Source organism: Nitrobacter winogradskyi Nb-255, from assembly GCF_000012725.1.
Lineage (GTDB): Bacteria > Pseudomonadota > Alphaproteobacteria > Rhizobiales > Xanthobacteraceae > Nitrobacter > Nitrobacter winogradskyi.
The window spans coordinates 402,612-421,875 of sequence record NC_007406.1; the positions used below are offsets into that span (position 1 = coordinate 402,612).

Annotated in this window: 16 protein-coding genes, 1 other RNA gene and 3 pseudogenes; 6 read left to right on the top strand and 14 right to left on the bottom strand. The window is 62.8% G+C overall.

Annotated features, from left to right (window positions below; all coding sequences use genetic code 11):
- Positions 1-36: 36 nt before the first annotated feature.
- Positions 37-1,086: an acyltransferase family protein gene (locus NWI_RS01865; protein ID WP_041344655.1), complete on the bottom strand. Its 1,050-nt coding sequence runs from the start codon at positions 1,084-1,086 to the stop codon at positions 37-39.
- 160 nt (positions 1,087-1,246) lie between these two features.
- On the opposite strand from NWI_RS01865, the gene hrpB reads away from it, so the two are divergent.
- The 3 genes from hrpB (at position 1,247) to NWI_RS01880 (ending at position 6,477) form a co-directional block, all read left to right on the top strand.
- Positions 1,247-3,847: an ATP-dependent helicase HrpB gene (gene hrpB, locus NWI_RS01870; protein WP_081431693.1), complete on the top strand. Its 2,601-nt coding sequence runs from the start codon at positions 1,247-1,249 to the stop codon at positions 3,845-3,847.
- 347 nt (positions 3,848-4,194) lie between these two features.
- Positions 4,195-4,722 carry a TIGR02281 family clan AA aspartic protease gene (locus tag NWI_RS01875; protein ID WP_011313692.1) on the top strand — a complete coding sequence of 176 codons (528 nt, stop codon included), beginning with the start codon at positions 4,195-4,197 and terminating at the stop codon, positions 4,720-4,722.
- Positions 4,723-4,977: 255 nt separating this feature from the next.
- Positions 4,978-6,477: a phosphomannomutase/phosphoglucomutase gene (locus tag NWI_RS01880; RefSeq protein ID WP_011313693.1), complete on the top strand. Its 1,500-nt coding sequence runs from the start codon at positions 4,978-4,980 to the stop codon at positions 6,475-6,477.
- Between the two features lie 46 nt (positions 6,478-6,523).
- Here the strand turns inward: NWI_RS01880 and NWI_RS01885 are convergent, their stop codons facing one another.
- Complete coding sequence (locus NWI_RS01885; RefSeq protein WP_011313694.1) at positions 6,524-7,033, bottom strand: Lrp/AsnC family transcriptional regulator; 510 nt, start codon at positions 7,031-7,033, stop codon at positions 6,524-6,526.
- 221 nt (positions 7,034-7,254) lie between these two features.
- Positions 7,255-8,198, bottom strand: a protein-coding gene (locus NWI_RS16600) for an IS630 family transposase (RefSeq protein ID WP_430691777.1) whose coding sequence is annotated in 2 segments (ribosomal slippage) — positions 7,255-7,860 and positions 7,863-8,198 — 942 coding nt in all. Because the reading frame shifts where the segments join, the coding sequence is not laid out codon by codon here.
- 262 nt (positions 8,199-8,460) lie between these two features.
- Between NWI_RS16600 and NWI_RS16605 the strand changes: the two are divergent.
- Positions 8,461-9,230, top strand: a pseudogene (locus NWI_RS16605) (IS5 family transposase).
- On the opposite strand, the pseudogene NWI_RS01910 reads toward NWI_RS16605, so the two are convergent.
- The 5 genes and pseudogenes from NWI_RS01910 to ffs form a co-directional block, all read right to left on the bottom strand.
- Positions 9,227-10,178: pseudogene (locus tag NWI_RS01910) on the bottom strand (IS481 family transposase). The pseudogenes NWI_RS16605 and NWI_RS01910 overlap by 4 nt on opposite strands.
- 57 nt (positions 10,179-10,235) lie before the next feature.
- Positions 10,236-10,841, bottom strand: a complete 606-nt coding sequence (recR, locus tag NWI_RS01915; RefSeq protein WP_011313698.1) for a recombination mediator RecR — start codon at positions 10,839-10,841, stop codon at positions 10,236-10,238.
- A gap of 150 nt (positions 10,842-10,991) precedes the next feature.
- Entirely contained in the window at positions 10,992-11,312 is a 321-nt protein-coding gene (locus tag NWI_RS01920) for a YbaB/EbfC family nucleoid-associated protein (protein ID WP_011313699.1), read from the bottom strand.
- A gap of 184 nt (positions 11,313-11,496) precedes the next feature.
- Entirely contained in the window at positions 11,497-13,332 is a 1,836-nt protein-coding gene (locus NWI_RS01925; protein ID WP_011313700.1) for a DNA polymerase III subunit gamma/tau, read from the bottom strand.
- 130 nt (positions 13,333-13,462) lie between these two features.
- Positions 13,463-13,559, bottom strand: an RNA gene (gene ffs / locus NWI_RS16610) — signal recognition particle sRNA small type.
- A 137-nt stretch (positions 13,560-13,696) separates the two neighbouring features.
- Between ffs and NWI_RS01930 the strand changes: the two genes are divergently transcribed.
- A complete protein-coding gene (locus NWI_RS01930; protein ID WP_011313701.1) occupies positions 13,697-14,113 on the top strand; it encodes an HIT domain-containing protein in 417 nt (138 codons plus the stop codon).
- A 289-nt stretch (positions 14,114-14,402) separates the two neighbouring features.
- Here NWI_RS01930 and NWI_RS17375 read toward each other — a convergent pair.
- The 3 genes and pseudogenes from NWI_RS17375 to gloB form a co-directional block, all read right to left on the bottom strand.
- Positions 14,403-14,507, bottom strand: a pseudogene (locus NWI_RS17375) (IS481 family transposase); the annotation flags it as partial.
- 185 nt (positions 14,508-14,692) lie between these two features.
- Complete coding sequence (locus tag NWI_RS01935) at positions 14,693-15,100, bottom strand: cupin domain-containing protein (RefSeq protein WP_011313703.1); 408 nt, start codon at positions 15,098-15,100, stop codon at positions 14,693-14,695.
- A gap of 15 nt (positions 15,101-15,115) precedes the next feature.
- On the bottom strand, positions 15,116-15,883 hold the full coding sequence (gene gloB / locus NWI_RS01940; protein ID WP_011313704.1) for a hydroxyacylglutathione hydrolase: 768 nt from the start codon (positions 15,881-15,883) through the stop codon (positions 15,116-15,118).
- A gap of 330 nt (positions 15,884-16,213) precedes the next feature.
- Between gloB and NWI_RS01945 the strand changes: the two genes are divergently transcribed.
- Positions 16,214-16,954 (top strand): methyltransferase domain-containing protein, encoded by a 741-nt coding sequence (locus tag NWI_RS01945; RefSeq protein ID WP_011313705.1) that lies wholly within the window; start codon positions 16,214-16,216, stop codon positions 16,952-16,954.
- A gap of 41 nt (positions 16,955-16,995) precedes the next feature.
- On the opposite strand, the gene NWI_RS01950 is transcribed toward NWI_RS01945, so the two are convergent.
- From NWI_RS01950 to prmC, 3 genes are all read right to left on the bottom strand, one after another.
- Entirely contained in the window at positions 16,996-17,691 is a 696-nt protein-coding gene (locus NWI_RS01950; protein WP_011313706.1) for a DUF4167 domain-containing protein, read from the bottom strand.
- Positions 17,692-17,808: 117 nt separating this feature from the next.
- Positions 17,809-18,030, bottom strand: coding sequence for a hypothetical protein (locus NWI_RS17380; RefSeq protein WP_148203755.1), 222 nt, complete (start codon positions 18,028-18,030; stop codon positions 17,809-17,811).
- A 334-nt stretch (positions 18,031-18,364) separates the two neighbouring features.
- On the bottom strand, positions 18,365-19,261 hold the full coding sequence (prmC, locus tag NWI_RS01955; protein ID WP_011313707.1) for a peptide chain release factor N(5)-glutamine methyltransferase: 897 nt from the start codon (positions 19,259-19,261) through the stop codon (positions 18,365-18,367).
- Positions 19,262-19,264: the final 3 nt, after the last annotated feature.

Consider the following 19,264-nt stretch of genomic DNA (forward strand, 5'->3'; position numbering starts at 1 on the left):
CCAGGACTTTCTACTGGGCTACGGCTTCGGGCTGGGCTATTCGGCCGCCGCCTGAACCGTGGGGGCGGGTTTTTTCGGCGCGATCCAGAAGGCGTCAGGACGCTCGAACAGGAAATTCGCCCGCGTGTTGCGGCAGGCCCACCAGATCAGCACCGCGCCGGCCACGCCGGCGATGGTGACGATCAGGGAGACCAGGCCGATATCCTGGATAAGACCTGCCTTCAGCAGGATCGTGCGCGAGGCTGCCATCGGCAGGAAAAATGCGAGATAGATGACGATCGAATGCTCGCCGCAATAGCGCAAGGTGTCCAGCCAGCGCATTTTCGCCAGCAGCGTGCCGGCGGCGATGATGGCGCCCGCGCCCGCGAGACCGAGCGCGAGCGAGACGATCGGCCATTCGCTGATGCCGGTATGGACGAGCCCGCCGTTGACGACAGCCCACAGAGCGATCACCGCCAGCGTCCACCCCGGATAGGCGCGGGCGCGGTTCGACCACGCGAATACGTAGCTTGCGAACAGGTAGCCGGAATAGATGTAGACGAAGCGGGCGGCGAATTCGTCGATCAGTGTCCAACCGGTGGAGATATGCGTCATCTCCAGCGCCGCCGCGGTTCCCCAGACCGCCCAGGACGGGATGCGGCGGGTGGCCTTGATGACCACGAAGAAGACCGGCAGCAGATAGATGAACCACAGCGTGCCGAACGGGTCGATGAACGACATCAGCCAGAGCCTGACCACGCCCGGCCATCCGAATTCGGCTGCGAAGGCCGGGGCCTTGAAGCCGAACTGGATCGTGACCCACAGCACATAGAAATAAGCGAAGTGCACCACCTTGCGGTCGAGATAGGTGCGCCAGTCGCGATTGATGACGAGCGGCAGGAACAGGCCCGAAAGCAGGAAGAAGTCCGGCATCCGGAACGGCTTTGCGAACTCGACGACGTAGTGCATGAAGCCGGTCTGACCGGCCGCGGCCTCGACGCCCAGCACCGAGTGCATCATCACCACCATGATGATGCAGATGCCCTTGGCATAGTCGACCCAGTCGACCCGCTCTTTCGTCTGTGCGGCTGTGCCGTTTCCGGTCATGGGTGTCTCTTTTCGGCGCGTTCGGGCATGTTTACACGAAGATCGGTTGCGCTCTCCTTTCATCAATCAAATATTGTGCCGGGTTTCCGGAAAGTGATCGGATGGAGCCGCGGCGTTTCATCGGACGCGGAACGGGTCCGGCTTGGCCCGCGTCCGGGCCATGCGTTATGAGACGGGGCGTAAAGCCGTTAACCATGCCCCGCGTTCGGATCGATCCTTGACGGAACCATTCGCCAACCCGCTTCCGATCGACGCCGTGCTCGGCGAACTCGGGCGCAAGCTTGCTACGCACGACACCACGGTATTGGTGGCGCCGCCGGGCGCCGGCAAGACGACGCGGGTGCCGCTAGCGCTGCTCGACGCGCCCTGGATCGCCGGCAGGAAGATCGTCGTTCTGGAGCCGCGCCGGATCGCGGCGCGCGCCAGCGCGGAACGGATGGCGCGGACGCTGGGTGAGCGCGTGGGCGAGACCGTGGGCTATCGCGTGCGCTTCGGCTCCAGGGTCTCGCGCGGGACGCGCATCGAGGTCGTCACCGAAGGGATCTTCTCCCGGCGGATTCTCGACGATCCCGAACTGGACGGCGTTGCCGCGATCCTGTTCGACGAGTTTCACGAGCGTTCGCTCGATGCGGATCTCGGGCTTGCGCTGGCGCGCGACGTGCAGAGCGGCTTGCGGGAGGATCTGCGCATCCTGGTGATGTCCGCGACCATCGACGGCGCACGGGTGGCGAAGCTGCTTGGCAACGCGCCGGTGATCGAAAGCAAGGGCCGCGCCTTCCCGGTGGAGACGCGGTATCTCGGCCGCAAGCCCGATTCACCCGTGGAGCGGCAGATGGCCGACGCGATCGCCATGGCGTTGCGCGCGGAGGACGGTTCGCTGCTGGCGTTCCTGCCGGGCGCTGCCGAAATCCGGCGCACCCAGAATATGCTCGCCGAAAGAATCCATGATGCCTCGATCGAGATCGTACCGCTGTTCGGCGCGCTCGACGCGGCGGTGCAGGATCGCGCCATCGCGCCCGCGCCGAAGGGGCGTCGCAAGGTGGTGCTGGCCACCTCGATTGCCGAGACCTCGCTGACCATCGAGGGGGTGCGCATCGTGGTGGATTCCGGCCTGGCGCGGGTGCCTCGTTTTGAGCCTGACATCGGCCTGACGCGGCTTGAAACCATGCGCGCCTCGCGCGCCGCCGTGGACCAGCGTCGGGGCCGCGCCGGGCGCACCGAGCCCGGTGTCTGTTATCGGCTATGGGACGAGCCGCAGACCGCCTCGCTTGCCGCCTATACCCAGCCCGAGATCCTCAGCGCCGATCTGTCGTCCCTGGTGCTCGATCTGGCGCAATGGGGGGTGCGCGATCCCGCCACCCTTGCGTTTCTCGACCCGCCGCCCGCTCCGGCGTTGAACGAGGCGCGGAGTCTGCTGCGCGAGCTTGGCGCGCTCGACGCCGACGGGCGGATCACGGATGAAGGAAAAAGCCTGCGCGCGTTGGCTCTGCCCCCCCGGCTCGCGCGCATGATCGTGGGCGCGCATCGGCTCGGTTCGGGTCGGGAGGCCGCCGACATCGCGGCGGTGCTGACCGAGCGGGGCCTGGGCGGCGACAGCGTCGATCTCGACGCGCGGCTCGATCATTTTCGCCGTGACCGCTCGCCACGCGCCGTCGGCGCAAGGCAGTTGGCGGAGCGGTGGGTGTCGCAGGTGGCGGCGAATGAGAGTGTGCCGTCATCGCCGCGCGGCGTGACGTCTTCAGCCCCTTCCGATCGCGCGTCCTTGCCCGTCACGGGTGCACAAGGCGGAGAGGAACTCGGTGCCGGCGAAATGCTCACTCTCGCGTTTCCCGATCGCGTGGCGCGCAATCGCGGCAACGGGTCGTTCGTGCTCGCCAACGGCCGTGGTGCGTCGGTCGATCCGGCCTCACGGCTGGCGCGGGAGCCCTTCATCGCGGTCGCCGAGCTGACCGGCACGGCGGCGAGCGGCCGTATCCTGCTGGCCGCGCCGATCTCGCAAGGCCAGATCGAGTTGCGTTTTGCCGGCCAGATCGAGACCGACGAGGACATCTTGTTCGATCGCGCGGCGATGAGCTTGCGAGGGCGGCGGCGCAAGCGGCTGCGCGCGATCATGCTTGCCGAAGCACCGGTGGCGGTCGCGCCGTCGATCGCGACAGCGCGCATCCTGGCGGAAGGACTGATTGATGCGGGGCTGGATCGCTTGCCGTGGTCGAAGCCGCTGAAGCAGTGGCGCGATCGCGTCATGTTTCTGCGCGCGGCGGAAGGCGGGGAGTGGCCGGACCTCTCCGATGCCGGGCTCGCGGCCACGGCCGAAACTTGGCTGGCGCCCGCGCTGTCCGACAAGACCGCGTTGAAGGAATTTTCAGCCGGCGATCTGTCGGAAGCGCTGATGGCGCTGCTGCCGTGGAATTTGCGCGCGCGGATGGAGCGCGAGGCGCCGACCCATTTCGAGGCGCCGACAGGCACCATGCTCGCGATCGACTATGAAGCCGGGCAGGGGCCGACCATCGCTGTCCGATTGCAGGAATTGTTCGGCCTGACCGCGCATCCATCGATCGCGCAAGGCAAGGTGCCGCTGGTTCTGGAACTGCTGTCGCCGGCGCATCGTCCGGTTCAGGTGACGCGGGACCTGCCGGGGTTCTGGCGCGGCAGCTATGCCGCCGTTCGCTCGGATCTGCGCGGGCGCTATCCCCGCCATCCCTGGCCGGACGATCCGGCCAATGCGATGCCGACACGGCGGGTCAAGCCGCGCGGGACGTGAAAGGCTGCATGACCCAGCTCCTCAAGCAGCCAGCTCCTCAAGCAGCCAGCTCTTCAAGCAGCCAGGTCTTCAAACAGCGAGATGTTGAAGATGTCTCGCGCTAGAGCCTTTTCGCTTCTGATGGAATCAGAGGCGGGGCTCTATAATCTTGATTTAACGCGTTTTCTTCACGCGAACAGGTCATCCACTTGGCTCGAAAACGCTCCAATGCTTCACGGATCCTGCGTTAACGCTTCACTCATGCTTTTCGCAAATAAAGGAGCGCGTAGCCTGTCGTAAGTTATGGCGGGCTGACGGCCGCGCGTAAGATCGTGATGGCCGTTCCGGTCTGTCCGTGAGTATGTGCCATGCGTAATCTAATGATTTTTGCCGCGCTTCTGATCGGCGCCGGCACCTATATGGCGCAACTGGCTGACGAGATGACCACGACCGCGGCCGCGCGGCCCACCACGTCGATGCAGCCGGCAGCATTCGAGACGATTGAGGACCACGATCGCGGCGGCATCCGCAGCGTCAGCATTGCGCGCGACGGCCGGGGCCACTTCCAAACGGAAGGCCGGATCGACGGCGAGCGCATCGGCTTCATGGTCGATACCGGGGCCTCCGTGGTCGCGCTCAACGAAAGCTCCGCCGCGCGGGTCGGCCTGCGGCCCTCGCGGAACGATTACACGACGACCGTGACGACGGCCAACGGCAAGCTCAAGGCCGCCCGCACCCGGCTCGCCATGGTCGACATCGGCGGTCTCATCGTGCGCGATGTCGACGCCATGGTGCTGCCCGACGACGCCCTGTCGGAAAATCTGCTGGGCCTGTCCTTTTTATCCAAGCTCAGGCGCTTCGAATTCGCGAACGGGCGGATGGTTCTGGAGCAATAGCCTGCCGCGCCGCTCGTCCTGATGCGCGCTGCCCTGCCGTCGCGAATTATGCCGCAATTGCCGTTCACAGACCTGTGGCGTTTTCGAGTGAAGCGGGTCCCGGTTCGCGTCCAGACAACGCGTTAGAATAAAGCTTGAGCCCGGCTTTGATTCCGTCAAAGCCGTAACAATTCCAGCTCCCGCATTTCCAGCAGCCGTGGCATCGTCCGGGCTGCATTTCCTTATGTCATGTCCTTTCCTTGCGAGGCCGTCTGCATGTTTCCGAAGCCGAAGTCCGTTCTGGCGCCGAATACCTATGCCTATGAATCCGAGCCGATGGTGAAAGCGACCGGATTTCGCGAATATGACGCGCGATGGCTGTTCGGCAAGGAAATCAACCTGATGGGCATTCAGGCGCTGGGCATGGGGCTGGGCACGCTGATCGGCGAACTCGGCCAGAAGAAGGAGATCGTCACCGGTCATGATTTCCGAAGCTATTCGTCATCCATCAAGTACGCGCTGATTTCCGGCCTGCTGGCGTCGGGCTGCAAGGTTCACGACATCGGACTGTGCATGACGCCGATGGCGTATTTCGCGCAGTTCGAGCTCGATGTCCCCTGCGTCGCCATGGTGACGGCCTCGCATAACGACAACGGCTGGACCGGCGTCAAGATGGGCGCCAACCGGCCGCTGACGTTCGGGCCGGACGAGATGACGCGGCTCAAGGAGATCGTGCTGGGCGCCGCCTTTGCCGGCAGGGGAGGCGGTTCCTATGAATTTCACGACAATTTCCCGTCGCGCTACATCGCGGATCTGACGAAACGGCCGAAGCTGAAGCGCAGGCTGAAGGCCGTGGTGGCCTGCGGCAACGGCACCGCCGGCGCGTTCGCGCCGCAGGTGATGGAGGCGATCGGCTGCGAGGTCATCCCGCTGGATACCGAGCTCGACCACAGTTTCCCGAAGTACAATCCGAACCCGGAAGACATGAAGATGCTGCACGCGATCCGCGATGCGGTGCTGGAAAACAAGGCGGATCTTGGTCTCGGCTTCGATGGCGACGGTGACCGCTGCGGCGTGGTCGACAACACCGGCGAGGAAATCTTCGCCGACAAGGTCGGCGTGATGCTGGCGCGCGACATGTCGGCGATCCACAAGGATGCGCATTTCGTGGTCGATGTGAAGTCGACGGGCTTGTTTGTCACCGATCCGGTGTTGCAGCAGCAGGGCGCGCGGGCGACCTACTGGAAAACCGGCCATTCCTACATGAAGCGGCGCACGCATGAGCTTGGCGCACTCGCCGGTTTCGAGAAGTCAGGCCACTTCTTCTTCAACGCGCCGATGGGCCGCGGTTACGATGACGGGCTGATCTCGGCGATCGCCGTGTGCGAGATGCTCGATCGCGCCGCCGGCAAATCGCTGGCCGATCTGAAGAACGCCTTGCCCAAAACCTGGTCGTCGCCGACGATGTCGCCGCATTGCGCCGACGAGGCCAAGTACGGCATCGTTGACAGCGTGGTGAAGCATTTCGAGGACGCCAGGGCCAACGGCGACAAGGTGGCCGGCCAGCCGATTCGTGATCTCGTCACCGTCAACGGCATCAGGGTGACGGCGCAGGACGGAAGCTGGGGGTTGGTGCGGGCATCATCGAACAAGCCCGAACTGGTGGTCGTGGTGGAAAGCCCGGTCTCCGAGCAGCGGATGCGCGACATGTTCGAGGCTATGGATAGCGTGCTGCGTACCCATCCCGAGGTCGGTGAGTACAATCAGAAGATTTGATGGTCCCGCATGAACGGTGAAGCCGGCGGCGTGACGATTGAAATCGTTACGCCGCGCTCAGGGCAGGCACCGGCAAAGCCGTCACCGACTTGATCTTTTCCATCGCGAATCGCGAGGTGACGTTTTTCAGCGCGACCGAACTGATCAGCTTTTTATAGAAGAGGTCGTAGCTCGCCATGTCGGCGACCACGACGCGCAGCATGTAATCGACGTCGCCCGCCATGCGGTAGAGCTCCATCACCTCGGGCATCGCGCTGATCGCATCGGCGAATTTTTTCAGCCAGACGTCGGAATGGTCGCCGCTTTCCACCGATACGAACACCGAAATGCCGAGCCCGATCTTGTTCTGATCGACCAGCGCCACCCGGCGCAGAATGATGCCGTCGGCTTCGAGCCGCTGGATCCGTTTCCAGCAGGGGGTCGAGGACAACCCGACCCGGTCGCCGATCTCGGCGACGGAAAGCGATGCGTCTTCCTGCAGCACGGTCAGGATCTTGCGGTCGATGGCGTCGAGGCGACGACCGGTCTCAATGATCTGAGGGGCGATATCGCTCATGGTAGAATATTGTTCCAATATTGAAGTTGATAAACCTCATATATAGAAAATTATTTCAGTGCAAGGGTTATGAATCCGGATCGGGCGGGCGCGAATCCGTCCTTGCCAAAAAGGCTTCCATTTCAGCGCGTTGCGGCTGGCGAGGGCGGCGCCAAGCGCGCGCACTTGATCGCGGCGGTGGCGGAGGCGAACCTCGGCGAGGCTTCTAGAGTATGATGAGTTTAGATTTGGTTGTATCCTGCATTGACGAAGTAGTTGGCGCATTCAGCCGGTGCAACGGTTTCGAGGATCGGAGCGATAGCATTGTAGACGGCCTCGGTGGTCCGCTGCGCGGCTTTGCGTAGCCAGTGTTTGAACTTGGCAAAGAACTGCTCGATCGGGTTCAGATCAGGCGAGTATTTCGGCAGGTAGAAGAGCCGGGCACCGGCGGCACGGATGACGCGACGCACGGCGCTGGCCTTGTGCGAGCCGAGGTTGTCCATAATGACGATGTCGCCGTGCCGCAGGGTCGGGACCAGAACCTTCTCGATGTAGAGAAGGAAGGCTTCGCCGTTGATCGGCCCCTCGATGAACCACGGCGCGGTGATGCGATCGTGGCGCAGAGCGGCCATAAAGGTCATGGTCTGCCAGCGGCCATGCGGCACCTTGGCTCTGATGCGTTGACCGCGCGGCGCCCAGCCCCGCAGCGGCGCCATATTGGTTTTGGTCCAGGTCTCATCGATGAACACCAGCCGAGTGGGATCAATCCGATCTCGATACTTGGTCCATTGCGCTCGCCGACGGGCGACATCGGGACGATCCTGCTCTGCAGCAATCAGCGTCTTTTTTTGTAACTGAGCTTCACAGCGTGAACGAACTCCCACATCGTGCGGTAATCGACCTTAAGGCCACGCTCGGCAAGTTCGGCCACCAGCCCGCGCACGGTAAAGTCCTTTCGGCACCGTTGCAGCAGCCATTCGCGGTGCGGCCCCGCAATCTTCTTTGGCCTATAGCCGCCGATCTGGCTTGGCGCGACGCTGCCGGTCTCGTGGAAGCGTTGTACCCAGTTGATCGCCGTGCTGATGCCCACCCCAAACTGGGCCGCAGCCTGATGCCGCGACAGGCCGCCTTTAACGACAGCACCCACTACCCGCTCACGAAGGTCGTTCGAATAGGCTCGTCCCATCCATGCTGGCCTCCTTCCCAGTCAGCATGTTGAATCAGATGAATTCTGATTTGGGAATCTCAATCGATTCAAAATAAACCCATCCCGCTCTAGAGCATGATCCGATCAAGTTGAATCGGACCATGCTCTGGAAATGCTGGTCGCATTTTCTTGCGGCGAACCGGTATCCACTTCGCTTGAAAACGCTCTAGGTCACGAACCCATAAACGGGGTTCCGTTTGGACGGGATGCGTGATTCAATCTCCAGAGGTGGGAGGATTGAATGGCACGTTTTGATCTGACGGATTTTGAATGGTCTGTGATCCAGCCGCTGTTGCCGAACAAGTCGCGCGGCGTTGCACGGGTGGATGATCGGCGGGTGCTGAACGGGATTTTCTGGCGGCTGCGCACCGGTGCGCCGTGGGCGGACATTCCAGCGCGCTACGGCCCGCACACCACTTGCGTGAACCGCTTCAACCGGTGGCGCAAGGCAGGCGTGTGGGATCGCATTCTGTCGGCTATTTCAAAGGCTTACGATGGCGACATCCAAATGATCGATTCGTCGTCGATCCGCGTGCATCAACATGCGGCCAACGGTCAAAAAAACAGACGCGATCCCGTTGCATGGGTCGCTCGCGCGGCGGGCTGACCACCAAAATCCACGCGCTGGTGGATGCCTGCGGCCTGCCGATCGTCCTCAAGATCACCGAAGGCCAGGCCCATGACGGGCGTAGCGCGCAGGACATGATCGACACCGTCGAACGCGGCGACGTGCTGCTGGCCGACCGGGCCTACGACTCCAACGCCCTGCGTCAAACGCTGGCCGCGCGCGGCGCGAGAGCCAATGTGAAGCCGATGCCAAATCGCGTTGCGGCCTTGCAATTCAACAGACGGCTCTATCGCAAGCGCAATCTGGTCGAACGCTTCTTCAACAAAATCAAGCACTATCGCGCCGTCGCCACCAGATATGACAAACGTGACGACAACTTCCTCACCTCCATCAAGCTCGCCTCAATCCGCATCTGGTTGCGATTTAATGAGTCGATGACCTAGGTGTTCAGTCCCGGCATTTGATGGATTGGATCGATGATGAATCGATCGGGCTCTGAAGTCCATCGTTTGCAGATGAACTCGTAGGGTGTGAGGCGCTTTGAGCGTCTTCAGCCTTCGGCCGAAGTTGTATGCCTTGATGAAGTCCTGAAGGTGCCGGCGCAGTTGGTCATGATTGTCGTAGTGGAAGCGCTTGACGGTGGCGTCCTTGATGGTGCGGTTCATCCGTTCCACCTGTCCGTTGGTCCAGGGATGGTTGATCCTGGTGAGCCTGTGCTCGATGCCGTTCTCGTCGCAGACGCGATCGAAGATGTGGTGGAACGCATATTTGTGACGGGCGTGGTTGGTGAACTGGATGCCGTTGTCCGTCAGCACCGTGTGGATGGCATAGGGAACTGCCACGATGAGGTTGCGCAGGAACTGAGCCGCGACCATCTTGCCCGCCTCTTGGTGGAGCTCGGCGTAGGCGAACTTCGAAGTGCGGTCGATGGCCACGAACAGGCGCAGCTTGCCCTCAGCCGTCTGCACCTCGGCGATGTCGATGTGGAAGTAGCCGATCGGGTAGCTCCTGAACGTCTTCCTGATCGGCTTGTCGCCTTCGACCTCCGGGAGCCGGCTGATGCCGTGACGGTGCAGGCAGCGATGCAATGAAGACCGCGACAGGTGCGGGATCGTTGGCTGAAGCGCGTAGAGGCAATCATCGAGCGGCAACAGGGTATGCTTGCGGAAGGCGACGATGATCGCCTCCTCCTCGGATGAGAGCGCCGTCGAGCGCGGATCTTTCGGTCCCGTCGGAAGGTCGGCCACCGAGGTCCGCTTCTTCCATTTTGCGACGGTCTTCTGGTTGATCCCGTAGCGTTTCGACAGCGCTCTCAGGCTCTCTTCACTATTTTGTATTGCTCGACGGATTGCCTCTGTCGTCGTGGCGCTCCCGTGAAGAACCTGTCCCATAGCGCATCCTTCCATTCTCCGGAAAATAATGCACCATCAAATGCCGGGATCAAACAGCTAGAACAGCGTACGCTGACGCATCGCGGCCGACAGCGTCCCTTCATCGAGATAATCCAGTTCGCCCCCGACCGGAACGCCGTGGGCAAGCCGCGTAACCTTCACGTTCGCCTCACCCAGCAGATCGGTGATGTAGTGCGCGGTGGTCTGGCCGTCGACGGTTGCATTCAGAGCGAGCACGATTTCCGCTACGCGCGGATCGTGGGCCCGCGCCACCAGCGCATCGATGGTGAGATCCTGCGGGCCGACGCCATCGAGCGGTGACAGCGTCGCGCCAAGCACATGGTAGAATCCATTGGTGGCGCCGGCGCGCTCCAGCGCCCAGAGGTCCGCGACATCGGCCACCACGACGATGATGGACGGATCGCGTCTGGCATCCGTGCATATCGTGCATGGACTGCGGGTGTCGATGTTACCGCAGGTTTCGCAAACCCGAATCCTGTCGATCGCAACCTGCAGCGCGCTTGCCAGAGGCGCCATCAACGCCTCGCGCTTCTTGATCAGATGCAGCGCCGCCCGCCGCGCCGAGCGCGGGCCAAGCCCCGGCAGCCTCGCAAGCAACTGGATCAACCGCTCGATCTCGGGTCCGGTGACGGCGGTCGGCATCTTCTCGTGTCCCGAATTCGAAGTTCGCCAAACTGCGCTGCGTCCCTTCGCGAACTTCGATTCGAAAGGACGCCAGAGCCTTCCCGCGTCTCACGCGATCAGAAGCGAGGCTCACAGATTCTGACCTGACGCGTTTTCCTCACGCGCGGATCACGAGAACCCGAGGCCGGGCGGCAGACCAAGCCCGCCCGTCAATGCCTGCATCTTCTCCTGCATCGCGACCTCCGCCTTGCGGCGCGCGTCGGCAAGTGCGGTCACGACAAGATCCTCGAGAATTTCACGTTCGTCCGGCTTGATCAGGGACGGATCGATCGAGATCCCCTTGACTTCCATCTTGGCGGTCATCCGCACGGTCACAAGGCCGCCGCCGGACGCTCCATCGACCTCGATCTGGTCGAGTTCGTCCTGCATGGCCTTCATCTTGGATTGAAATTGAGCCGCCTGCTTCATCATGCCGAGAAAATCAGCCATCAACATTCCTCTTCTTGCTGAACCCTTTCCGTCTCCAATAGCAGAAGCCGCAAGGCTCTGTAGCGTTTTCGAACGAAGCATGTTCCCGGACCTGACCCGAGAATGGATACCGGTTCGCGTGAAGGAAACGCGTCAAATTAAAATCATAGAGCCCGCTTCTGATTCAATCAGAAGCGGAAACGCTCTAGTCGCCGCTGTCGAGATCGTCGGCCAGTTCGTCAGGAGCGGCATCGGAATCCGGCGACGACAACGCGAACTTTCGCACCTCGACCACCTTGGCGCCAGGAAAACGCGCCAGCACGTCCTGAACGCGCGGATCAGCCTCGGCCGCGCGCTCCCGCTCGCTCTTCTGCAACAGCGCCTGCGAACGCAGTGTCGGCTGGCCCGGCTCATTGGAAACGATCACCGTCCAGCGCCGGCCGGTCCATTGTTCCAGCTTGCGCCCAAGATCGTTCACCAGCGTACGCGCCGCGCTGCGCTCCAGCGCGACCTCAAGCCGGCCGTTCTCGATGCGGACCAGCCGGATGTCGGCCTCCAGCGCGGCCTTGATGATCAGATCGCGCTTTTCGCCGGCAAGCGCCACGAGTTCGCCCAGGCTCTCTATCCGCACCGCCGGGATCGCACCCGCTGTGCCGGCCATCGGCGCGGCAGCCTGCGGACGGGCCGTCTCCGCGGCGGCGCGCGGCGACAATGACCGCGCAGCCGACGACGGAACGGATGACACCGGTCCCGAGGCCGGTCTGGGCGGCGCGGCGTTGGTAGTAACACCCGGCGATTCGCCATTTCGATCCAGCAGCCGGATCGCCTCATCGGGCGTCGGCAGGTCCGCAACATAGGCGATGCGCACCAGCACCATCTCAGCCGCGGCCGCCGGCCGCGTCGCGCCCTGAACTTCCGCGATTCCTTTCAGCAGCATCTGCCACATCCGCGACAGCACGCGGATCGACAGTTTCACGGCAAAATCGCTCGCCCGCAGGCGTTCCGCTTCACCGAATGCCACGTTGTCGGCGATCGCCGGAACGATCTTGATGCGCGTCACGAAGTTGACGAATTCGGCCAGGTCGCTGAGCACGACGACCGGATCGGCGCCGGTCTCGTATTGGGAACGGAACTCACCGAATGCGCTCGCGATGTCGCCCCGCGCCAGCGCCTCGAACAGATCGATGACCCGCGTGCGGTCCGCAAGTCCCAGCATCCGCCGCACCGCATCGGCCCGGACCACGCCAGCCGCATGGGCGATGGCCTGATCGAGCAGCGACAGGGAATCGCGCACCGAGCCTTCGGCCGCCCTCGCCAGGATGCCAAGCGCCTCCGGCTCCGCCTCGACGTTCTCTTTCGCCGCGATAGCGGCAAGGTGCGCCATCAACACCTCGGCTTCGACCCGCCGGAGGTCAAATCGCTGGCAGCGCGACAGCACCGTCACCGGAACTTTGCGGATCTCAGTGGTCGCGAACACGAACTTCGCGTGCTCCGGCGGCTCCTCCAGCGTCTTCAGGAACGCGTTGAAGGCCGCCGTCGACAGCATGTGAACTTCGTCGATGATGTAGACCTTGTAGCGCGCGCTCGACGGCGCATAGCGCACGCTGTCGTTGATCTGCCTGACATCGTCGACACCGGTGTGAGAAGCGGCGTCCATCTCCAGCACATCGATATGCCGGCTTTCCATAATGGCCCGGCAATGAACGCCAAGTTGCGGCATCCGGATGGTCGGCCCCTGCACGGAACCATCCGCGAGCTGGTAGTTCAGCGCACGGGCAAGAATGCGCGCGGTGGTGGTTTTTCCCACGCCGCGCACGCCCGTCAGAATCCAGGCCTGCGGAATCCGTCCCGTCTCGAACGCATTGGACACGGTGCGCACCAGCGCCTCCTGCCCGATGAGATCATCGAAGCAGGCCGGGCGGTATTTGCGTGCCAGCACCCGGTACTGCACGCTCGATCCGGATGGCGTCCCGCCGAGGTCGAGACCGGTCTGGCCGGCCGCATCATCGGGGAGCGTCGGGGGATGGCCAGCGTCGTTCATTGAGCGATCCGCAATTTTCTCTCTCGAAGCCGGCTTGCGGAACAAGGGAGCGAACCTTCGGGCCGCGCGCGTCCGGCGCTGGCAAGGATCTCCGAAAAACCCGGCTCGCCCGACAAGAGGCAAGATGCAGGTAGGAGACTGACGAGCGACCCGATCCGGACCTCGTTAGGGCTGCTTCCTTCCGGACCTGACCCGGTTGGCGAGTGGCTCGTCCACCGCCAATCTCCCGCTTCCTATTTGGGGCCAAAAGCACAGGAAAGCAAGCAGCGGGGACGACGCCGGAACCGACCGGTTCCGAACCATTGATTTCGGCGGATCGCTGCGCCAGTTTGCATCGGCATTCCTCGAAAAGTATCGGCGAACGATGTCCGAAACCTGGTCGCTTCACCCGCAGCTCGACAACGACACGGTCGGCATCGGCGACCTGTCGCTCAGCCGCCTCGCACTCAGCAAGGACGCCACCTATCCCTGGCTCATTCTGGCGCCAAGACGTGCTGGCGCGATCGAGATCATCGATCTTGATCACGACGACCGCTCGCGTCTGATGACGGAGATCGCTCGCGCGTCCGAGGTGCTCAAGGGCATCACAGGCTGCGACAAGCTCAACGTGGCCGCGCTTGGCAACCAGGTGCCGCAGCTTCATGTCCATGTCATCGCGCGCCGCAAAAGCGACGCCGCATGGCCCAACCCGGTCTGGGGCGCGGCGCCCGCGCGCGAATACGACGCGGCGGAACTCGAGAAAATCATTGAAGCAATCCGGCGCGGGATAGGGCTCGGTTAGGCCGTCCGTCCGGACTTGGCCCGCAGGCCACGACCAATCTCGCCGGACGATGCAGCGGAGATGTATTTCACGGCGCTTTCGTGCCCGCCGTCACCGAGAATCAGGGTCCTAGATCACGATGGTTTTGGATCGAATCGATCCAAAACCATGAACGTGATCACTTTTCCTCATCCCGCTCTAGAGCCTTTCCGCTTCTGATAGAATCAGAAGCGGGTCCTATGATTTTGATTTGTCGCGTTTTCTTCACGCGAACCGGTGTCCGCTTCGCTCGAAAACGCTCTAGGTGTTTGATCCCGTAGCGTTTCGACAGCGCTCTCAGGCTCTCTTCACTATTTTGTATTGCTCGACGGATTGCCTCTGTCGTCGTGGCGCTCCCGTGAAGAACCTGTCCCATAGCGCATCCTTCCATTCTCCGGAAAATAATGCACCATCAAATGCCGGGATCAAACAGCTAGAGCATGTTCGCTTCTGATTGAATCCGAAGCGAAGCTCAAGATTGTTGTTTTGACGCGTTCTCTTCACGCGAGCCGGAATCCATCCTCGGGTCAGGCCCGAGGACATACTTCGCTTGAAAACGCTCTACAATTCAAAGCCGGAAAATTCGAACCCCGGCGCAACCGTGCATCCCACCAACGTCCAGTCACCGGTGCTTTCCGCACTCTGCCAGGCAAAAGCGGGTACCAGCGCCTGCGGTGTTTCGCCCGCGGCGAGATCCGCGCCGAGACGGAGCGTGCGCGTGACGGCGCCGTCTTCGATCCGCAGCAGCAGCGGACTGCCGGCATAATAGTGCCAGACCTCCACCGCATCGATGCGATGCCGTTGCGAGCGCTCACCGCGCGCCAGCAGAAAGTAGATCGCGGTGGACGCGGCGCGGCCATGCCCGTCGGTACGGGTGTCGCGGAACGTCTCTCGATAGTGACCGCCTTCCGGGTGCGGCTGAAGATCAAGCCGTTCGATGATGTCGGTTGCGGAAAGCGCCATGTCCATCAGCGTGCCGTCAACTCACGACTTGTTCTTGCGTTCGCGCAGCTCGGCGAAAACCTCGACCCCGCTGGCGCCTTTCATATGCACTCCGGCCGCCACCGCCGGATCGTCGGCGCGCAGGAAGACGTTGGCTTTCTTCTCCTCGCCCATCAGGGTCGGCACCGTGGGCCTGCCTTCAGCGCGGAGCCGCGTCACCTCCTCGGCGCGCGCCTTGAGAACCGGATTGTTGGGCTCGATGGTCAGGGCGAATTTTATGTTTGAATCAGTATATTCGTGACCGCAATAGAGCCGGAAACTGTCCGGCAGCGCGCGCAGCTTCAAAAGCGAATCCCACATCATCGGATAGGTGCCCTCGAACACCCGTCCGCAGCCGATCGAGAACAGGGTGTCGGCGGCGAATACCACTTTCTCGTCGTCGAACACGTAACTGACGTGATCCAGCGTGTGCCCGGGCGTTTCCAGCACGCGTCCCAGCAGCGTTCCGACCTTGATGATGTCGCCCTGGCCGACCCGCAGGTCGACGTTGGCGATCTCTGCGCTTCTGTCATGCGGCGCGACCACCCGGCAGGCGTACTTCCGTTTCAGTTCCGCCACGCCGCCGACATGATCGCTGTGATGATGGGTGATCAGAATGTCGGTCAGCACCCAGCCTTCGCGATCCAGCGCCTGGATGACCGGCTCGGCCTCCGGCGCGTCGATCGCGGCGGTCGCACCGGTTGCGGGATCGTGAATCAGCACGCCGAAATTATCGGTGAGGCAGGTGAACAGGCGGATATCGGCGGTCATGTCGTCTCCGTGGGTCCGGGGTTGGCGCGAGTGTCCCGGCTGCGAAGTTCGCTGGTCGGACCTTGCGGGAAAAATGACGCGAACTCCCGGGAAGCAAGATTAGAATCTCTCCGGCTTTGGGGCATCGAGCCGGTCCCGGAGCCTTAGTCTGACGCGTTATCCTGCCGCGGACACCCGCGATTCTCCGGAAGGCCCCGAGGATATCCTCGCTCGGAATCGCTATAGCATAGGCGATTTCGTGGTGAAACAAGCCGTTAACGCCGGTTACGATGGCGCCAATTAGGCCGGGCAGGGGTGCCTGAGTTGCCGGCGACATGGTAGATTGTGGACATGGCGATCGACGTCATCGACCTTCGTGACTTCTACTCGCAGCGTCTCGGCGTCGTGGCCCGGCGGCTGATCAGTCGCGCCATTCATGCGCACTGGCCGAACATGAAGGGGCAGTGCGTGGCCGGCCTTGGCTATCCGACCCCTTACCTCGGCCTGTTCCGCGAGGAGTGCGAGCGGTGTATCGCCTTGATGCCGGCGGCTCAGGGTGTCCTGAAATGGCCGACCGCGCGGCCGGCGCTGGCGACCCTGGTCGACGAGTTTTCATTGCCGTTGCGGGATGCGGTTGCAGACCGGATCCTGCTGGTTCATGCGCTGGAAATGTCGGACGATCCGGAAAGTCTGTTGCGCGAGGTGTGGCGCGTTCTCTCGCCATCGGGCCGGATGATGGTGATCGTTCCCAATCGCCGCGGCATCTGGACCCGAACCGATGTAACGCCGTTCGGCCACGGCCAGCCTTACTCACGCTCCCAGATCACTCAGCTGCTGCGGCAGACATGGTTCACTCCGTCCGCCTGGGGCGAGGCGCTGTTCGTGCCGCCGATCAATGGCGGCTGGTTCCTGCGCTCCGCGGCGGTGTGGGAACGCATCGGCGCGGCGCTGTCCCTGCCGTTTGCTGGCGTTCACCTCGTCGAGGCCACCAAGCAGGTTTACCGGCCCATCGCCGCGAAACGGGAGCACAGCCGGCTGATCCCGGTATTGCAGCCCACGCTCGCACCGTCCTCCTATAACGCCGAGGAGTGATCGGCGTTTTCACCCGCGCGAGAAAAGGGTGAAATGAACAGCTACTCGTTGCCGGGATTGAAATCCTCGCTCGGAGCCGGCGGCTGAGCCATGCTTTCAGGGCGCGGGTTATGCGGACGGCGGCGGCGGCGCGGGGGGAAGCGGTCGTTGCGCTCGCCGCCCTGATGGCCGTTGCTATCCGACCGGCCGCCGTTCACCTGTGGCTGCGATCCCGTGATGAATGATGGGAGGCGGTCGACGCCGCCATTGTCGGCGGGTTGTATCACCGGCTGCGGTTGACGGTATTCCCGAGGTTGCTGCTGATCGCGCTGGTAGGGTTGCGCTTCGCGATGATGGTGATCGCGCGGTTGCTGAACCGGGACGAAACCCGGCTCCGCTCCAAAATTCGAGAAGCTTTCGCTGTCGTCCTCACCCGCCTCATCCGTGGCTTCGACGTCGATTCGCGGCTGCTGCTGCGGCTGGCTCTGGCGGAACTGTTCCTGCGCCGCGGCGATCAGGCGGAAATAATGCTCCGCGTGCTGATAGTAGTTTTCGGCGGCCACGGGATCGCCGGATGAGCGAGCGTCGCGGGCGAGTTGGAGGTATTTTTCGGCGACGTGAGAGGCAGTGCCGCGGATCTTGATGTCGGGACCATTGGATTCGAACACCCGCGTCATCGGGTTCTGGCCGCGCCGGTTGTTATTGTTATTATTATTCCGGTTACGCATCCGCTTGTTGTTGTTCTGACCGTTTCTCATGTCCCGCCTTCGGTTATCAGCCTTGAAGTTTTCGCTTGCCGTTCTGGCGAAAATTTCCGCCCGCGACACCACTCGAGTTTGTTTCAACCGCGTTGAATCCGATTCAACCGCGTTGAATCAGACTCGTCGCTTATCTTTTTGTTTGAGCATGATTTTTTCCGAAAACCGGTTTCCACTTTTCGGGATCATGCTCCAGCTTCCGCTTTTGAACAGAATCAGAAGCGGTGCTCCCGGATCTTGATCTGACGCGTTTTCTTCACGCGAACTGGTATCCATCCCTGGGACAAGCCCGAGGGCTTCGCTCGACAACGCTCTCGGCCAAGCGCGCATCGGCGCCATTCATTCCATAGCAAAGACGCGTTTCCAGGGTCGCCGGCCGGCGCATGGCGCCAGCCCGGGCAGCTCGTTCAGCTAGAGATGTCAAACTCAGGTTTTCTTGCGTGAGTCCTCAAGCGCGGTATCAGGCTTTCGTTCGCTTCGCGGTCGCAAGCGGCGCAGCTCTCGGCCATCGCGCTCGATATGACCTGCCTTCAAGGGACCGTTCACTCGGGCCGGTTCTCGTCCGAGAACCCGACTCACCTGCAGCAAGGCTGCGGGGCCAAACCCGGGACCGATGGTTGTGCATAAAACGTAATCGCTCCCGAGGGATATTCCAAGTGGTTTTTTTGGGGGCTCAATCCGGCTTTCCGAGGGCAATCTTGCCGGCCACGACGGCGCGGCCGATACCCGCGAGGTCAGCCCTTACGGATCCCATGACCGTTAATCCCGCGGCGCTCACCAGCGGGGTGACGGCGCCGCCCTGGCCTTGCCCGATCTCCAGCACCAGAAGGCCGCCGTCCGCAAGCAGCGCCGCCGCCCGCGGCGCGATCCGGCGATAGGCGTCGAGCCCGTCGAGGCCGCCGTCCAGTGCAAGATGCGGATCGTGATCGCGCACCTCCGGCGCCAGCGTCGGGATGTCGGCCGAGCGGATGTAGGGCGGGTTCGAGACGATCAGGTCGAATTGACCTGACAGGCCATCCGCATAATCGCTGACCAGAAAGCGCGAGCGCGCCGCGAGGCCGACGCCTTGCGCATTGGCTCTGGCCGTGTCGAGCGCCGCCGCGCTGAGGTCGGTGCCGACGCCGGTGGCTTTCGGCAGTTCGGTCAGCAACGCCAGCAGGATCGCGCCGCTGCCGGTGCCAAGGTCCGCGATGCGAAGCGGCTCCTGCGTCCTGCCTTCAGCGCGGAGGACGCCGAGCGCGGCCTCGACCACGGTTTCGGTGTCGGCCCGCGGCACCAGCGTATCCGCCGACAGCTTCAGCGGCAGCCCCCAGAATTCCTTCGTGCCAAGGATGCGCGCGATAGGCTCCCCCGCGAGCCGGCGTCGCGCGAAAGCATCGAGCCGCGCCGCATCATCTTCGTCGAGTTGCCGCAAGCCTTGCGCGATCAGACCGGTCAAGTCGAGGTCCAGCACCGCGCCGGTGAGCATACGGGCATCGAGCGCGGCGCTCTCGATTCCGGCGGCTTCGAAGCGCGCCGTCAGCGCGCGGCGGATGCTCTCTATTGTCTGTGCGGCGAATGAGTCGGCCACAGG

What these genes read in the sequence shown, in the direction of transcription:
- NWI_RS17380 (WP_148203755.1), bottom strand. Translation starts at nt 18,030, where the DNA reads ATGGCGCCGATGCGCGCTTGGCCGAGAGCGTTGTCGAGCGAAGCCCTC.
- NWI_RS01930 (WP_011313701.1), top strand. Translation starts at nt 13,697, where the DNA reads ATGTCCGAAACCTGGTCGCTTCACCCGCAGCTCGACAACGACACGGTC.
- NWI_RS01920 (WP_011313699.1), bottom strand. Translation starts at nt 11,312, where the DNA reads ATGGCTGATTTTCTCGGCATGATGAAGCAGGCGGCTCAATTTCAATCC.
- NWI_RS01925 (WP_011313700.1), bottom strand. Translation starts at nt 13,332, where the DNA reads ATGAACGACGCTGGCCATCCCCCGACGCTCCCCGATGATGCGGCCGGC.
- NWI_RS01935 (WP_011313703.1), bottom strand. Translation starts at nt 15,100, where the DNA reads ATGGACATGGCGCTTTCCGCAACCGACATCATCGAACGGCTTGATCTT.
- NWI_RS01880 (WP_011313693.1), top strand. Translation starts at nt 4,978, where the DNA reads ATGTTTCCGAAGCCGAAGTCCGTTCTGGCGCCGAATACCTATGCCTAT.
- NWI_RS01875 (WP_011313692.1), top strand. Translation starts at nt 4,195, where the DNA reads ATGCGTAATCTAATGATTTTTGCCGCGCTTCTGATCGGCGCCGGCACC.
- NWI_RS01945 (WP_011313705.1), top strand. Translation starts at nt 16,214, where the DNA reads ATGGCGATCGACGTCATCGACCTTCGTGACTTCTACTCGCAGCGTCTC.
- gloB (WP_011313704.1), bottom strand. Translation starts at nt 15,883, where the DNA reads ATGACCGCCGATATCCGCCTGTTCACCTGCCTCACCGATAATTTCGGC.
- hrpB (WP_081431693.1), top strand. Translation starts at nt 1,247, where the DNA reads ATGCGTTATGAGACGGGGCGTAAAGCCGTTAACCATGCCCCGCGTTCG.
- NWI_RS01950 (WP_011313706.1), bottom strand. Translation starts at nt 17,691, where the DNA reads ATGAGAAACGGTCAGAACAACAACAAGCGGATGCGTAACCGGAATAAT.
- NWI_RS01865 (WP_041344655.1), bottom strand. Translation starts at nt 1,086, where the DNA reads ATGACCGGAAACGGCACAGCCGCACAGACGAAAGAGCGGGTCGACTGG.
- recR (WP_011313698.1), bottom strand. Translation starts at nt 10,841, where the DNA reads ATGCCGACCGCCGTCACCGGACCCGAGATCGAGCGGTTGATCCAGTTG.
- NWI_RS01885 (WP_011313694.1), bottom strand. Translation starts at nt 7,033, where the DNA reads ATGAGCGATATCGCCCCTCAGATCATTGAGACCGGTCGTCGCCTCGAC.